General features: G+C 69.5%; 15 protein-coding genes and 1 pseudogene. 9 read left to right on the forward strand and 7 right to left on the reverse strand.

Annotation, left to right across the window (positions count from 1 at the left end; genetic code table 11):
* Together Raf01_RS38985 and Raf01_RS38990 are read left to right on the forward strand one after the other, a co-directional pair.
* A pseudogene (locus Raf01_RS38985) lies at positions 1-1,966 on the forward strand (S8 family serine peptidase); the annotation flags it as partial.
* Between the two features lie 136 nt (positions 1,967-2,102).
* Positions 2,103-3,305: a low temperature requirement protein A gene (locus Raf01_RS38990; protein ID WP_203923138.1), complete on the forward strand. Its 1,203-nt coding sequence runs from the start codon at positions 2,103-2,105 to the stop codon at positions 3,303-3,305.
* A gap of 5 nt (positions 3,306-3,310) precedes the next feature.
* Here the strand turns inward: Raf01_RS38990 and Raf01_RS38995 are convergent, their stop codons facing one another.
* On the reverse strand, positions 3,311-3,850 hold the full coding sequence (locus Raf01_RS38995; RefSeq protein WP_203923139.1) for a hypothetical protein: 540 nt from the start codon (positions 3,848-3,850) through the stop codon (positions 3,311-3,313).
* A gap of 59 nt (positions 3,851-3,909) precedes the next feature.
* Positions 3,910-4,503 carry an NADPH-dependent FMN reductase gene (locus Raf01_RS39000; protein WP_203923140.1) on the reverse strand — a complete coding sequence of 198 codons (594 nt, stop codon included), beginning with the start codon at positions 4,501-4,503 and terminating at the stop codon, positions 3,910-3,912.
* A 112-nt stretch (positions 4,504-4,615) separates the two neighbouring features.
* Between Raf01_RS39000 and Raf01_RS39005 the strand changes: the two genes are divergently transcribed.
* The 5 genes from Raf01_RS39005 (at position 4,616) to Raf01_RS39025 (ending at position 10,040) form a co-directional block, all read left to right on the forward strand.
* A complete protein-coding gene (locus tag Raf01_RS39005) occupies positions 4,616-5,455 on the forward strand; it encodes a helix-turn-helix domain-containing protein (RefSeq protein WP_203923141.1) in 840 nt (279 codons plus the stop codon).
* Positions 5,456-5,789: 334 nt separating this feature from the next.
* On the forward strand, positions 5,790-6,992 hold the full coding sequence (locus Raf01_RS39010; protein WP_203923142.1) for a low temperature requirement protein A: 1,203 nt from the start codon (positions 5,790-5,792) through the stop codon (positions 6,990-6,992).
* Between the two features lie 72 nt (positions 6,993-7,064).
* On the forward strand, positions 7,065-8,300 hold the full coding sequence (locus Raf01_RS39015; RefSeq protein ID WP_203923143.1) for a low temperature requirement protein A: 1,236 nt from the start codon (positions 7,065-7,067) through the stop codon (positions 8,298-8,300).
* A 118-nt stretch (positions 8,301-8,418) separates the two neighbouring features.
* Positions 8,419-8,934, forward strand: a complete 516-nt coding sequence (locus Raf01_RS39020; RefSeq protein ID WP_203923144.1) for a SigE family RNA polymerase sigma factor — start codon at positions 8,419-8,421, stop codon at positions 8,932-8,934.
* Positions 8,935-9,170: 236 nt separating this feature from the next.
* Positions 9,171-10,040 (forward strand): TolB-like translocation protein, encoded by an 870-nt coding sequence (locus Raf01_RS39025; RefSeq protein ID WP_203923145.1) that lies wholly within the window; start codon positions 9,171-9,173, stop codon positions 10,038-10,040.
* Positions 10,041-10,179: 139 nt separating this feature from the next.
* On the opposite strand, the gene Raf01_RS39030 is transcribed toward Raf01_RS39025, so the two are convergent.
* Complete coding sequence (locus Raf01_RS39030) at positions 10,180-10,761, reverse strand: TetR family transcriptional regulator (RefSeq protein ID WP_203923146.1); 582 nt, start codon at positions 10,759-10,761, stop codon at positions 10,180-10,182.
* 58 nt (positions 10,762-10,819) lie between these two features.
* Here Raf01_RS39030 and Raf01_RS39035 point away from each other — a divergent pair, with 58 nt between their 5' ends.
* Positions 10,820-11,338 (forward strand): GNAT family N-acetyltransferase, encoded by a 519-nt coding sequence (locus Raf01_RS39035; RefSeq protein ID WP_203923147.1) that lies wholly within the window; start codon positions 10,820-10,822, stop codon positions 11,336-11,338.
* Positions 11,339-11,601: 263 nt separating this feature from the next.
* Here the strand turns inward: Raf01_RS39035 and Raf01_RS39040 are convergent, their stop codons facing one another.
* Complete coding sequence (locus Raf01_RS39040) at positions 11,602-11,835, reverse strand: aldo/keto reductase (RefSeq protein WP_239134311.1); 234 nt, start codon at positions 11,833-11,835, stop codon at positions 11,602-11,604.
* A 139-nt stretch (positions 11,836-11,974) separates the two neighbouring features.
* Positions 11,975-12,574 (reverse strand): DUF3995 domain-containing protein, encoded by a 600-nt coding sequence (locus Raf01_RS39045; protein ID WP_203923148.1) that lies wholly within the window; start codon positions 12,572-12,574, stop codon positions 11,975-11,977.
* Positions 12,575-12,722: 148 nt separating this feature from the next.
* Here Raf01_RS39045 and Raf01_RS39050 point away from each other — a divergent pair, with 148 nt between their 5' ends.
* Entirely contained in the window at positions 12,723-13,112 is a 390-nt protein-coding gene (locus Raf01_RS39050; protein ID WP_203923149.1) for a nuclear transport factor 2 family protein, read from the forward strand.
* A gap of 39 nt (positions 13,113-13,151) precedes the next feature.
* Here the strand turns inward: Raf01_RS39050 and Raf01_RS39055 are convergent, their stop codons facing one another.
* Together Raf01_RS39055 and Raf01_RS39060 are read right to left on the reverse strand one after the other, a co-directional pair.
* Positions 13,152-13,445 (reverse strand): DUF1330 domain-containing protein, encoded by a 294-nt coding sequence (locus Raf01_RS39055; RefSeq protein ID WP_203923150.1) that lies wholly within the window; start codon positions 13,443-13,445, stop codon positions 13,152-13,154.
* Positions 13,446-13,618: 173 nt separating this feature from the next.
* Positions 13,619-15,172: an FAD-dependent monooxygenase gene (locus tag Raf01_RS39060; RefSeq protein WP_203923151.1), complete on the reverse strand. Its 1,554-nt coding sequence runs from the start codon at positions 15,170-15,172 to the stop codon at positions 13,619-13,621.
* Positions 15,173-15,236 lie beyond the last annotated feature (64 nt).

Here is a 15,236-nt window from a genome sequence, read left to right on the forward strand (position 1 = left end):
GGCGCAGTTCAAGGCGGCGCTGATGGGTTCGGCGAAGCCGAATCCGGATCTGACCGGGTATCAGCAGGGTGCCGGCCGGGTCGATGTCGGTCGGGCGATCGGTCAGTCGGTTACCAGCGATCCGGCCAGCGTGTCGCTGGGGTTGCAGCAGTGGCCGCACGCCGATGACCAGCCGGTCACGAAGACCGTGACGTACCACAACGCCGGTGGTGCCGCCGTGACGCTGAACCTCGCCCTGGGCGTGAGTGGTCCGGGTGGTGCGGCACCGGCGGCCGGCATGTTCAGCCTCAGTGCCAACCAGGTCACGGTGCCGGCGGGTGGTCAGGCGCAGGTCACGCTCACCGTGGACACCCGGGTCGCCGGGCCGGACGGCCGTTACTCCGGCGAGTTGCTGGCCACCGCCGGCGGTGTGCAGGTCAGCACGCCGGTCGGCGTCGACAAGGAGGTGGAAAGCTACAACCTGACCATCAGCTTCGTGGACAGCAAGGGCGCCCCCTCCACGGACTACGGCGCTCTCCTGTTGGGTACCGACGCGGACAACGCGAACGTGTCCGCGTTCCCGTTCGACCCGTCCGGGACCGTGACGCTGCGGGTACCCAAGGGCCATTACGACCTGGGATCCAGCATCTACACCGACACCGGCGGCGAGTATCCGGATCTGGCGATGGTCGCCGAGCCGGGGCTCAACCTCACCGCTGACACCCACGTCACCTTCGACGCCCGGATCGCCAAGCCGATCGACGTCACTGTGCCGGATGCCACGGTGTCTTCCATCTTGGCGTCCGTCGGCTACGACCACATCACCCCGGCCACCGGAGTGAGCTCGGGCGCCCTGGGCGATACCTTCGACGGCATCACCACCGCGCAGATCGGGCCGAGCCTGCCGGCCACGGAACTGCGCGGCAACATTTCCAGCGAGTTCACCAAGCTGGACGCGGACGGCACTCCGACCGGTACGCCCTATCTCTACGGGGTCGCCGAGTTCCCGGCCGGCGGCCTGCCCACCGGGTTCGTGAAGCACTACGCCAAGAGGGACCTGGCGACCGTGCACACCGACCTCGGGGCAGTTCAACCCGGCGACGACGCGAACTACCTGTTCGAGGGCGCACAGTCTCCGTTGGGTGTGGGCGGCTGGTCGGCAGGGATTCTGGTGAGCCTGCCGGACACCATCACCCGCTATTTGAACAAGGCGACCTGGAACAACGAACTCGACACGGGCACGAACGGGGCGGACGGCTGGCCGGTGACCGACGCGGTTCTCACTTCGACGGTGACGTACGAGCCGAACCGGAAGTACCAGGAGCAGTGGAACACCGGTCCGTTCGGTCCGGCCTTCCCGACGCCGAACTTCCCGTTCGACTTCGTCACCCGCCAGGGCGACACGCTCATCGTGGATCCCCCGTTGTTCAGTGACTCCTCCGGCCACAGTGGAGGGTCGATGTACGACTCCGGACTGGTCACCGTGTACCGCAACGGAACCCAGATCGCCCAGGAACCCGTCCCCGGTGGTGAGTTCACGCTGCCGGCGGATGCCGCGCGGTACCGGGTGGAGACCCAGGCGACCCGGTCGGGCTTCAGCGGGCTGAGCAGCACGGTCAAGGCGGCATGGACATTCCCTTCCGGACACGTCAGCGGCACCGGGTTCGCCCCGATGCCGGTCATGGCGGTGCGGTTCACGCCGAAGCTGGACGCCAGCAACCGGGCGCCGGGCGGCCGATTCACCATTCCGGTGGCCGTAGGGCACCAGCCCGGCAGCGGCTCGGCCACGGTGAAGAAGCTGAGCGTCGATGTGTCCTACGACGACGGCAAGACCTGGCAGACAGCCGCGCTGAGCAACACCAAGGACGGCTGGACCGCCACGGTCAACCAGCCGGCCAGCGGGTTCGCCTCGTTGCGGGCCAGCGCGACCGACTCGGCGGGCAACACCGTGGAGCAGACCATCATCCACGCGTACGGCCTGAAGTAGCGTCGAAAATGTGAAAGGGTGCCGGGTACCCGCCGTCGGGTACCCGGCACCACCGCGCCGCCCAAGCGGAGGAGCGGGAGGCTCACGTTCCGGTGGCCGGACGTATCCCCGTGCCGGAAGCGCCGTTTGTTCCAGCGTGGGCGGAGCGGACGAGGCATCCGAGGCGCAGCGGTTGCGCGGCAGCGAGGCGCTGACCCGGTCCACGCTGCTGGAGCTGTTTTTCGATCTGGTGTTCGTCTTCGCCCTCACCCAGCTGTCCGCGACGCTGGCCGCGCACCTCACCTGGGCCGGGGCCTTTCAGGTGCTGCTGCTGGCACTGACGCTGTGGCGGGTCTGGATTCTCACGGTCAGCACCGGCGACGTATATGATCTTCACCACCCGGCGTTCATCCTCATGCTCATCGCCGCGATGTTCGGCACGTTGGTGATGGCCTGTGTGCTGCCGTCGGCGTTCCAGCGCAGTGGCCTGGTCTTCGCCGGCACCAACCTCGCCGTCCAACTGGGGCGTGCCGCCGTGCTGTTCCTGGCGCTACGGCCCCATCCCCGGGACACCAGACCGATCCGGTTGGTGTTCTGGTTCGGCGCCTCCACCCCGCCCTGGATCGTCGGTGCGCTGACCCACGGCACCACCCGGGCGCTGCTGTGGACACTCGCGGTGGTCCTCGAATACCTGGGCTCCCAGCTGCACTGGTACACCCCCGGGCTGGGTCGCTCGCCACAGTCGGACTGGCCGTTCTCGCCGGAGCACCAGGCGGAGCGGTTCCGCCAGATCATCATCATCGTCATCGGCGAAGCCGTGCTGACCATGGGATCGACCTACGTGACCACCTCCGGGGGTGTCGCCACCGGACGGATCGGCGCGCTGACGGTCACCTTCGCCACGACCGCCGTCCTCTGGCGGATCTACACGTACCAGTCCGGCGAGCGAATGGTCTCCTACCTGGCCGCCGGACCCGACCGGTGGGTGCCCGCGCACCGGCTCGACTGGTGCCACCTCGTCATGGTGTTCAGCATCATGATCACCTCGGTGGGCTTCGAGATCACGATCGCGCACCCCTACGCACACCCACGATGGTCCTGGGTCGCGGTCATCGCCGGCGGGCCCGCCCTGTTCCTGGCCGGCCGCACCGTGTTCGGGTACCTGGTGTTCGGCTACGTGTCCGCACCGCGCCCCATCGCCATCGCGGTACTGGGAGGGCTGACCCCGGTCCTCGTCAGGGTGCCTCCGCTGCTGGCATCCGTTGTGGTCGGCCCGGTTCTCCTCGGGCTGCTGATCCTCGTCCCGGACCTGCGCATCGGACGTTCACGGCGGGAGGGAGCACGTCCGCTCGGACGCTAGCGACCCTACGAAGATTGGCTGACGGTGCCATCGGCGGCGATGCGCAGCCTGGCCTGCGGCGCACCACCGGGGCAGCTTGGCCGGGCGTCCGGCACCGTCGCGTGGCCCGGCCGGCCCGGTGCGTCCGGGCACACGGTCGACGGGTGTACCACCACCTTGGCGTTGACCGGAAACGGTGCGCCGGACGGGGTCGTCACCGTCACGGTGACGTCGTCCACCGTCAATGCGGGTACCGGTGCGTAGCCGTACCCGGGGCCGGGGCCCGGTACGCGCGCGATCCCGCACGCCGCATCGGGCTCGGCCGACCGCGACGGGCAGGGCAGGGCGCTGGTCGGGCCGGAGACGAACAGCGGCACGTCCTGCTCGTAGCAGCCCCACGAGCCGCACGTCGTCAGGTGCACCGTTGTCACGAGCGGCGCGACGGCCTGGTCGACCTCGACGCCGAAACCCCGCAGCGGCGCCGTACCCGAACTCTGACCATCGGCGCCCGGCCCGGCACAGCCACCGAGCGCGAGCACGGCCACCGCGACCAACAGCAGTCTCATGACAAGGTGGACGTCTCCGGACCGCCGTCGGTTCCCATCCCGGTCATGGCGACTCGTGTTCAGCCCGGGTACGGCGCGGCGGCCCGGGCGGACCGCAGGGCACTCGCCCACCAGGAGAGCTGTTCCAGCAGAGTCTTGGCGTAGCCGGCCGCCGCGCCGTCGATCGGCGCACCGTCCTGCCAGGCGGTGAAGTAGTTCGAGAAGGCGAGCCCGTCCCGGATGGTCACCGCGTGGAGTTCGGTGAGTACGTTCTCCAGATGAAGTACCGCGTGCCGGCCTCCGGCCGCGCCGCCGTAGCTCACGAACGCGACCGGCTTGGCCGTCCACTGCGTGAAGTGCCAGTCGATGAGCGCCTTCAGCGAGGCGGGGTAGCTGTGGTTGTACTCGGGCGTGACGATGACGAAGGCGTCCGCGTCGGTCAGCTTCCTGGTGAGTTCTTTCATGCCCTCGGGTCGGGGGTAGTCGTCACCGGCGAACTTCGGCGACACGGCAGGCAGAGACAACGGAATGTCGGCGTCGGCCAGATCGACGACGTCGACCTCGAAGCCGCCGTGCGCCCGGGCGTGATCGGCCACCCAGGCGGCGACGACCGGCCCGAACCTGCCCTCGCGGACGCTGCCGATGATGATTGTGAGCTTGCTCTTGTCGTCCATGTCGTGAACGGTCCTCCGTCCTCCGGTCGCCAGCCAGACCGGCTTTAGGCTGGCCCCCGCAGGGCCACCCTGCGCTCCGCCCGGTGCGCCGATCGGGGCGTAGGCTCGACGCGTGGGTACGCCGTTGGGAGACTTCATCCGGGCCAAGCGCGACAGCATCCGGCCGGAGGATCTGGGGCTACCGGCACTCCAGCGACGACGCGCCCCGGGACTACGGCGTTCAGAGCTGGCCGCACGAGCCGGGATCAGTGTCGAGTATCTCACCAGGATCGAGCAGGGCCGCGACCGCAACCCGTCCAATCCCATCGTCATCGCCCTCGCCGACGCGCTCAGCCTCGATGCGGCCGAACGCACCCATCTGCGCTACCTCACCAAAATCAGCGGTGGCACGTGCGCCGGTCACTCGCGGCCCGGGCCGCCCGAGCGATCCGTGCGCCCGGCCGTGCGGCAGATCCTCACACTCCTTGAGCCTGGCGTCGCCTTCGTCACCAACCGGCTGGGCGATGTGCTCGCCCACACCGACACCTTCGCCGTCGTCATGCGCGACACCGGGCTGCTGGACGCCGGGGAACCCAACGTCACCAGGTACGTCTTCACCCACCCACAGGCCGGGACCACCTTCGACGACTGGCATCAGGTAGCGGACGAGCAGGTCTTCAACCTGTGGCTCGGACCGTCCACCGAGAGCTTCGAGTGGTTCACGGCCGACTTCGCACCCGTCGCGGGCGCCGAGTTCACCCGCCGACTCCACCGTCACCTGCCCCCGCCCCGGGTGCCGCTCACGATGAACCATCCGCACGCCGCGCGGCTGCGGTGGGACCGGGAAACGCTCGAACTCCCCACCCCGGATGCCCAACAGCTTGTCGTCTGGCTACCCGCCGACGAAGCGACCGCGGCGGCGGTCGATCGGCTTCGCCACCGTCCGCGTCGCGCCGCCCTCCGCGCGGTCTGACCCGGGGCCGACTGGCTCACCCGCCGGCTGGCCCCGCTCGGTGCCCAGGCCCAGAAACAGGGCACTCGTCCTTGAACCGGCGGTAGAACTCCGCGAAATCCTGCTGCCGGCTTCCCACACCCGTAGAACGCACAGCCGCCGCTCGGCGGTTACCTGCGTGACTCGGCCGACATGCCCCGATCATCGTGCGGGTGACAGCGCCCGGTCGCGCCCTTTTCGGGCGTGGCGACCGCCCTGCTCTGCTTAACTGAGCGAAGGGGGCGTCTGGGCGCCCATCGTGGGGGGCGGTCCTGCCTCGGCGCGGCCGCCGAGCGCGACGGGGGACGGCTGGTCGATGGCAACCACGGCTCGGCTGCTTCGTCGGTCCGACGCGCCACAGCGGGCGACTCTGCTGGAGCTGCTCTACGACGTCGTCTTCGTGGCCGCCTTCGCGTTGACGTCGACGCGGCTCGCCGAGAACCTGAGCTGGCTCGCGGCTGCCCGGACCCTGGTCATCCTCATGGCGATCTGGTGGATCTGGACGTCCATCGTGCTGCTCACCAACTTCTACGATCCCGAGCGGGCACCGATCCAGACCATCGTCACCACCACGATGCTCGGCGTGACCCTGATGGCGGTCGCGACACCGTCGGCGTTCACCGGACACGCCGGGGTCTTCGCGGGGGCGTACGTGGGCATCCACCTGGTCAAGGGGATCCTGCTGATCGCCGCGCTGCGCGGTGAGGCACACGCGGAGGCACGCGCGCGGGCGGCGCGGTTCCTGTTCTGGTTCATGGTTGCCGGGATCGCGTGGATCGCCGGCGTCCTCGTCGACGCCACGACCCAGCTCATCCTGTGGGCTGTCGCGATATCGGTCGACGTCGGCGCCAGCGTGGCGCGGTATCCCACGCCCAGGCCCTGGCCCGGCCAGGTGCCGGTCGTGCAGTACGAGAAGGCGGGCGAGCACTTCGTTGAACGGTACCGGCAGGTGATCATCCTGGCCCTCGGCGATCTCATCCTGGTGCCGATTTTGAGAATCAGCGGTACCGGGTTCGACCTGCCCCGGATCGTCGCCTTCCTGGGGGCGTTCGCCAAGGCGCTCCTGCTGTGGCAGCTGTTCGTGCACTCGACCGATGCGACCTCCTTGGAGGTAGAGCGGTCGCGTCGGGGGTCTGGCTCCCGCCTGGCGCCCTACACTCACTTCTTCCTGGTGGCGGGTGTGGTGCTCACCGTCGCCGGCTCCGAACTCGTCATCGGGCGGCCCACCGGTGACACCCCGGTCAGCTGGGTGTTCGTGATCCTCGGCGGTCCGGCCGTATTCGTTGCCAGCCGGACGATCTTCGAGTACATACTGCTCGACCTGGTGTCGAAGAGTCGGCTGGCCTGGTTGGCCCTGCTGGTCGCGGTGAGTCCGGCGATGGTGCTGCTGCCGCCCGTGTTCGTCGCTCTGATCGCCACCGCGATCCTGCTGGGCATCGACGTGACGGACGGATTGCAGTTCGGTTGGTATCTGCCACGGCGGAGTGGGGATCCGACGGGCGAGCCACGGAAGGGGTAGGTCCGGCGGATTTCGGGTACGCGGGCCCGCCCGGTCTGGTTAGCTTGACGACGGCGTCGGTCATCTCACCGGATGCGTGACAGTGCGGCCTTCCGGGCCGCGATGCGGGACGGCTGGTCGATGACAGGCACGGATGCGACTCGGTTGGTCCGCAATCCCCGCACGCCGAAACGGGCGACGCTTCTCGAACTGCTCTTCGATCTCGTCTACGTTGCCGCCTTCGCGCTGCTGTCGATACGACTCGCGCACAATCTCACCTGGACCGGCGTGGGTCAAACCCTGGTGCTGGTCATGGCGATCTGGTGGACCTGGTCGATCACGGCGCTGCTCACCGACTACTACGACCCCGAGCAGGCGCCGATCGAAGCCGTCCTCACGACCACGATGCTCGGCGCCGCCCTGATGACGATCGCGATACCCTCGGCGTTCGCGGAGCACGCCGGAGTCTTCGCGGGCGCGTACGTGGGCATCCATCTCCTGCGGGGGATCCTGCTGGTCAGTGCGCTGCACGACTATGTGGTGCAGGTCCGGGCGGCGCGGTTTCTGTTCTGGTTCGGGGTGTCGGGGATCCCGTGGATCGTGGGTGTCTTCGTCGGAAACCCGGAACGGGCCGCCCTCTGGGCCGGAGCCTTGGCGATCGACTTTCTGTCCGCCGCCACCCGCTACCCCACGCCGTGGCACGGTCGGGTGCCGCTCGAGCAGTACGACAAGACCAGCGAGCACTTCGCCGAGCGGTACCAGCAGGTGATCATCCTGGCGCTCGGCGACCTTATCCTGGTGCCCGCGCTGATCTTCAGCAGGGACGGCGGGTTCGGCGTGGCCCGGGTCGTCGCCCTCCTGGCGGCCTTCGCCACGACGCTGCTGCTGTGGCAGTTGTACGCGTACTCCGGTGGGGTGATCTCGGTTCTGGTGTCCCGGCGCAGACCGAGCAGGGGACCCCGCCTGGCTCCCTATACGCACTCCGTCATGGTCGCCGGTGTGGTGGCCGCCGCCGCCGGCTTCGAACTCGTCATCGCCCGGCCCACCGGGCACATGCCGGCCGCCTGGGCGTGCCTCGTCGTCGGCGGCCCCGCCCTGTTCCTGGCCGGCCGGACGATCTTCGAGTACGCGTACGACGGCCGGCTGTCGAAGACCCGGGTGGGCTGGTTGATCGTGCTGATCCTGGTGACGCCGCCGATGGTCCTCCTGCCGCCCGTGGCCGTCACCGTCGTCGGGGGCGCCGTCCTGGCCGGGGTGGCTGGCACGGACCAACTGCGTACCAGCGGGAAACTGCCGGGCTGGCTCGACCATCCGGCGCCGCAGAGGTGAGTGGACCACAAATCTGAACCGGCAAGCAGCATCGGCGCTCCGGCAGGCGTCTGTGTAGGCATGAGTAAACAGCTTGCGGACACCCGGGTGCCGGCCGACGTCGCCGAGCGGGGTCCGGGTGGACGCTGATACGGAGCGGGACTTCGTCGCCTTCGTCGAAGCCAGGTCGCACGCTCTCTTCCGCATGGCGCTCGCCATGACCGGTCACCGCCACCAGGCAGAGGATCTGCTCCAGACGGTGCTGACGAAAGCGTTGCGGCACTGGAAGGACATCCGCGGCGAGCCGGACGCGTACCTGCGCCGAGCCATGTACCGCCAGCAGGTCAGCTGGTGGAGGCAGCCGAGACACGGCCGCGAGGTGAGCACCGATCAGGTTCCCGACCGGCTGGGACCCGATCTCACCGAGCGGGTCGACCTGAGCGTGGCGCTGTCGGACGCGCTGCGCCGCCTCGCGCCCAAGCACCGTGCGGTTCTCGTGCTGCGCTACCTCGAAGACCTCCCGGACGACGAGATCGCGCAACTCCTCGGCTGCAAACCCACGACCGTCCGCAGTCAGATCGCACGGGCGCTCGCCCGGCTTCGCATCCTCTGCCCTGACCTCGACACCCTCGCGATAGCGGAGACACACCGATGAACACAGAACTGGACCAGGCGTTACGCGATGCGTTCGAACGTATCGGTAGCGCACCTCCTCCGACCGGTGTCGGGCCTGCCGTCGTGCGCCGTGTCCGCCGGCAGCACCGTTTGCGCGTCACCTTCACAGCCGCGGCGGCCGTCGTGCTGACCGCCGCGACCGTGCCCGTCGGAGTTCAACTGACGCAGGGACGCAGCGCGCAGCCTGGCGGTGGTTTGGCGGGCCACCGGTGGGTCGTGACCGCCTACAGTGGACTCCAGGCGACCGACGCGTCGCCGAAACCGCGATCGCTGCTGCTCGACAAGGCGACCGGCGCGTACGTCTCGCTGCCCTACCTCAGCGCGCTGCCGTCCCCGGACGGCACGCGCGTGCTGGTCCGAACCGGCGACGACACGCCATCCAGCCCGCTGCGCAGCGGGATCCTCGATCCGGGCACCGGAAACGTGCGCTGGATCAGCACCTACACCGGGCAGGGCACCTGGTCGCCTGACGGCACCGAAATCCTGTTCACCGTGCGCGCCCGCCTGAGTGACACCGGGTTCGCGATCGTGGACGCGGCAACGCTGAAGGCGAGTTTCGCCAAAGTCGACTTCACCGAGGACAACTCCACCGGACTGGACTTCGTGTGGGCACCGAGCGGACAGGAGGTCGCGATCACGGTTTCGCACAGTGGCGGTCAGGAAAGCCAGATCGACCCGGTGACGGGGGTTCGCTTCTACAACCGCGGCGGCATGCTGACCCACAGCGTTCCCGCGACGGCCGAACTCCAGTCCGAGTACGCCTTCTCTCCGCGTGGGACGCAGATCGCCCTACACGACGACCCGGTCGGCGGCGCCCCGGCGCGGATCGTCGACGCGAATACCGGCACTGTCCAGAAGACCGTCCGGCTGTCGGGAAGAAACGACATCGTCGGTTGGGCCGACGACAACCACCTCATCGTGCGTCACTGGGCCGATGACCTCTCCGGATCGCAACTGCGGATTGTCAACCTCGCCGGACACGTCGACACCTCGGTAAACCTGCGCGTCGACGCGTCGATCGCCGATCAGGTCGTCGTGGGCTCCGCGGAAGACCTGTCGCCGAACGCCGCCGGCCTCGCCTTCTGACGCGCCGGTGCGGATCCGCTGCGCGAGTATGGCCTGACGCGTGGTGGACGCCGGGGAGACCGGCGTCCACGGTGCCTGGTCTGAGGTCCCCAGACCAGGCACCCCGCCTGGTCTGGGTGCCGTTGCCGAATCCTAGGGATCAGCCCTGGGTCTGGTGCGCGAGCTCTCGGGTGACCGCCGCACCCACCCGCTCGTCGTCTCCGGTCGCGAGCAGGTCGAACAGGGCGCCCCGCAGAACGGCCAGGATGGTGGTGCGTTGGGCGACGGCCCGCCTGCCGTGTCGACTGCGCGCGGGCTGGTACTCGGCGAGAACGTCGAGCCAGTCCTGCACCGTGCTGGCCGCGAAGCCGGCCCAGGGCCCCGACGGCTCGACCAGAGAACGCGCGTAGCCCTCGACCCAGAGGCGAAGCAGGTCGCGGTGCTCGGCGGCGGACAGCCACCGCCACAGGTGAGTGGCCGCGGCGGCGAGGTCAGCGTCGGGATAGGTGGTGCGCAGGTCGGTGAGCATCGCCAGCTCGCTGGAGCGGGCGCGTCCGAGCAGGGCGCGGATCAGGTCGTCCTTGGAACCGAACAGGAACAGCAGCACGCGAGGGCTCGAGCCGATCGCCGCCGCCAGGGGGCGCAGGGACAGCTCCGCCAGACCGTGCTCCAGCGCATATTTGTACGCGAGTTCCAGCAGTTCTTGCTGGCGGGCTGACGGGGCTCGCACCGGATCGCTCATGGTGCTATCTTGCCACTGAACCGAGTGTTTCAGTAGCGCAGTAGAGGAGATCGTGATCGTGAGCGGTCCTGTCAACATCCGTGAGGTAGGTCGGCCGGGAGATCTCGGCTGGGTGGTCATGGCGCACGGCGAGATCTATGCACGCGAGTTCGGGTGGGACACGAGCTTTGAGGCGCTCGTGGCCCGGATCGTCGCCGACTACGCGGGCTCGCGGGACCCGCGACGCGACGCGGGCTGGATCGCCGAGCTGGACGGAGACCGGGTGGGTTGCGTGTTCTGCGTGGCCAAGGACGAGACCACCGCGCAGCTTCGCATCCTGCTTGTCGACCCGGCGGCCCGGGGTCGGGGTGTCGGACGGCTGCTCGTCGACGAGTGCATTCGCTTCGCGCGCGACGCCGGATACCGGCGGATGACGCTGTGGACCAACGATCCGCTCACGTCGGCGGGCCGCATCTACCGCGCGGCCGGGTTTCAGCTCGTCGCCGAGCAGTCGCACCGCAGTTTCGGGACGGATCTGATCGGCCAGACCTACGAGCTGGACCTCGTGGCCGCCGAACCTCTCGACCTGGCGCGATGATCGGGGTGCGGTCGACCGGCTCGCCGCACCGGCCGAGGAGCGAACCGTGACCGACTGGCTGGTGCCGTTGGGATTCCTCCTCGGCCTCATCGTGCTCGGGTTGTGTTCCCTCCTGGGATGGTGTGCGGACTCTCGCGATCCGGAGTTCTCGGTCGGGCGCGTCGTCGCGCCACGGCCGGACCGGAGCCAAACCCAACGGCGCCGCGCGTCCTAGTTTCGTACTCCTCTCCCGCGTGGTCTCTCCTCCGGTCCGCCGACGACTCCTACATGTCGTGCTCCCAGCTGCCGCGCGTGTCGACGTCCGCAGCATCCGCCAGCGCCTCCAGTTCCGCGATCTCCGCGTCGGCGAGCTCGATGCCGTGAGTTCGGACCAACCCGTCGATGTGCCCCGCCTTCGTGACCCCGATGATCGGGGTGGTCCCCTTGGCGATGGCCCAGGCGGTGGCGACGTCGGCGGCGGACGCGCCTCGGTCCTCGCCGATCGAAGACCGGCTCAAGCTCCTCGCCGGCTGGGCAGCCACCGAATCTCAGGCGGCCGAGCCCACCCACCACTCTCCTCAGCCCGGGCCGCTCTGATCCGTCGCGATTCGCCCGGCCGGAAATCCGGGGTACGAACTCGACCGGGCGGGGCCGGGGTCAGCCGATGACGAACCGGCCGATCACGCCGAATGCGCTCAGCATCCCGATCGCGGTCAGTGCCGCCACCCCGGCCAGCGCCGACCCGACCCACCGGCGCCGGGTACCCGACGGGCCCAGCACCACCCAACCGAGCGCGCCCCACAGCAAACCCTCGATGAGGAACCAGGTTTCGTTGAAGGCGAGATCCTGGATGTCGGCGGCGCGCGTGTCCACCGTCGCCCAGAGCGAGGCCGGGTAGCTGACCGGCCGCACCACGGTCAGGCTGAGCACCCGCTGCATGTCGTCGATCAGACCGTGCATGACGCAGCCGACCGCGAGTATCCAGCACACCACCAGCAGTACCGGCCGCAGCCGCGCCCGTCGCGAGGCGAGCGGCGCGAGAAGCGGCAGTACCGCGGCCACCATCAGTACGGCCGCGGCGGTGAGGTTGAGGGTGCGCCACTCGGCCGTGGACTTCACCGTGCCGATCATGCCGACCGTTCCGCCGAACCCGTAGTACCCGCGGTACACCGAATAGACCAAGCCCCAGGCGGCGGCCAGCAGGCAGACGGTGATCAGGGGTGACAGGTGGCGTCGGGGTACGGCGGAGGCGGTCACGCAGCCAATGTGGCGCGCGGAGAGGCCCTTACTCATCGGGTGCGAACCCCTGGGTCACCCTGATCCCGATCCCCGAGGGGCGTCGTCGTGCCGGGGGAGCGGGGCGAAACACCGCTGTCGGGCCGGTGGGCTCTGGCAGAGTGGACCCGTGGCATCCGACGGTGTCGACGATCCGCGGGCACGCCCGCCGGCCGAGGTGTTCGACGACCACCTCCGGTTGTCCGCGCAGGGCCGGTTCGAGGAGGACATCGAGCGCAACCTGTCGCCGGAGTGTGTGGTGCTGGAGCGGCGCGGTGTGTTCCACGGTCGCGAGGGCGCCCGGCAATTGGCCCGGTATCTGGCCGAGGAGGTGCCGGACGCGCGGTACACGTACGTCCGGCAGCTCGCCGAGGGACGCGTCTTCATGCTGGAGTGGACGGCCGACAGCGACCTGGCGCGGGTACGCGACGGGGTCGACTCGTACGTCATCGAGGACGGCTGGATCGTGGCGCAGACCATCCACTACACGGTCGAGCCGAAGACCGGCGGCGAATCGTAGCCGTGGAGCCTCCCGAAGCCGCCGGTTGAACCGGACGCGTCAGGCCACTCCCTCGACGATCCGGAAGTCGCGCTCCACCGCGTCGCCCAGCACGGCCAGTGCCGCCTGGTACGCCTCGCTGTCATGGGTGGCCTTGGCGGCTTCGAGGCTGTCGAACTCGACGACCACCGTGCGCTGATCCAGCCCGGCATCGTGCGGCGTGGCGTGTGGGGCCCGAACCAGGAACCGACCGCCGCCGGCCGTGATGGCGGGACCGGCCAGCGCGCCGTACGCCGCCAGCTTGTCCGGATCCGACACCGACCGGTACGCGGTCACCCAGTATCCCTTGGCCATGCCGACACTCCTTCGCCGCTCCACCGGTTTGCCTCACCGGCACGGGGAAACGTTACCGCATCGACGATCCGGCGAACTACCGCCTGAGCACAGCCGGAGCCGGGCTTTGGCGGAGGCGAGCACAGGCCCCGTCGACCCGGCTGTCCGCGACCTCAACCCGGAGGGGCGCCGGCTCACCCCGTGACGGCCGGGGTCTCACGGCTGGGTGCGCCGTGCAGCGCGGCCCAATACTCGGTCACCCGCTCGATGCTTCCGGGGCTTGCCACCAGGCCGACGTAGCCGTCCGGGCGGATGAGCACCAGGGCGTCGCCGGTCAGGTCGTACCCGGCCCGCGCGTGCCCGTCGCTGTCGACCACCGCGTCCTGGTCCGCCGGCTCGCCCTGCCGTACCACCGTGTGGGCGCGCAGGACCGGGCCGAACCGGTCGCCCAGGGACGCGACCGTGGGTGCGTGCGCGGCACCGAACGCCAGTAACGTCCAATGTGGACCGTGGAACAGGTCGAACAGGCGGATCGCCCGGCCGTCCGCCCCGGTGACGGGTGCGTCGGGCGCCCGGTCGCCGGCCCGGACGGTGCCGGGGTCGGCGCGCTCGTCCCGGGACAACGGGCCGCCGCGGTAGTTCAGCGTCAACCCGTGCACCTCGGGGCCGCGCACGTGGGCGTCGGCGTCGCCGCGGCGGTGCTTCTCCAGCAGGTGCGTCGCGACGTCCAGCGCGGTGCGCGCCGCCGCCATCCGTTCCGGTTCGTAGCTGTCGAGCAGGACGGCCGGGGCGCCGGCCAGCGTGGCGGCGAGCTTCCAACCGAGGTTGTAGCCGTCCTGGATGCCGGTGTTCATCCCCTGTCCGCCGGTCGGTGGATGCACGTGTCCGGCATCGCCGGCCAGGAGGACCCGACCGTCGCGGAAGCGCTCGGCCAGACGGGTGTTGGACCGCCAGGTCGTGTGCCAGGTCACCTCGCGTACCAGGATGTCCTGCCGGCCGGACGCCTCGATGACCGTCCGTCGCAGGTAGTCGAGGACCGGCTCGTCCGGCTTCTCCGGCGGCCGCGCCACGACGACGAACAGCTCGGTCCCGGCCAGCGGCATCACCGAGACCCCGCTGTCGCCGACCTGCCAGATCCGGCCGTGGTCGTGGGTGACGCCGTCCACCCGGGCGTCGGCGAACATCATCGTCGTGCTCTCGTCGGTCTCACCGGGGAAGGCGATGCCCAGTCGCTTGCGTACCGTGCTGCGCCCGCCGTCCGCGCCCACCAGGTACCGGGCCCGCACCTGTTCGGTCCGCCCACCGACGGCCAGGGTCGCGGTCACGCCGTCGTCGTCCTGCGTGAAGTCGACCAGTTGGGTCGACAGCTCCACCCGCGCGCCGAGCCCGGCCAGCCGCTCGCGGAGGATCTCCTCAGTGCGGAACTGGGGCACGAACCAGATGTTCGGGTGCGGCACCGAGGGCGTCGGTTCGACCGGGTCGCTCATCCGGCCCTCCCAGACGACCTTGTCGCCCTGGTAGGCGCGCATCTGGATGCCGAGGTCACCGGCGGCCAGGATCGGTTCGAGGATCCCGAGGTCGGCGAAGACCTCCATGGTGCGGGGCTGGATTCCGTCGGCGCGCGACCCGCCGAAGAATGCCTCCGCCCGATCGACGATCCGGAACCCGACGCCCCGCTCCGCGAGTGTGCACGCCAGGGTGAGCCCGGTCGGGCCGGATCCGACGATCAGTACCTCGACGTCGGTCATGACACCCTCCAGACGCTTGTTCGTATTCGGTACGAGTTGTTCGTACGACGTACCAAGAACGTTA

It is taken from the genome of Rugosimonospora africana, from assembly GCF_016862975.1.
Taxonomy (GTDB): Bacteria; Actinomycetota; Actinomycetes; order Mycobacteriales; family Micromonosporaceae; genus Rugosimonospora; species Rugosimonospora africana.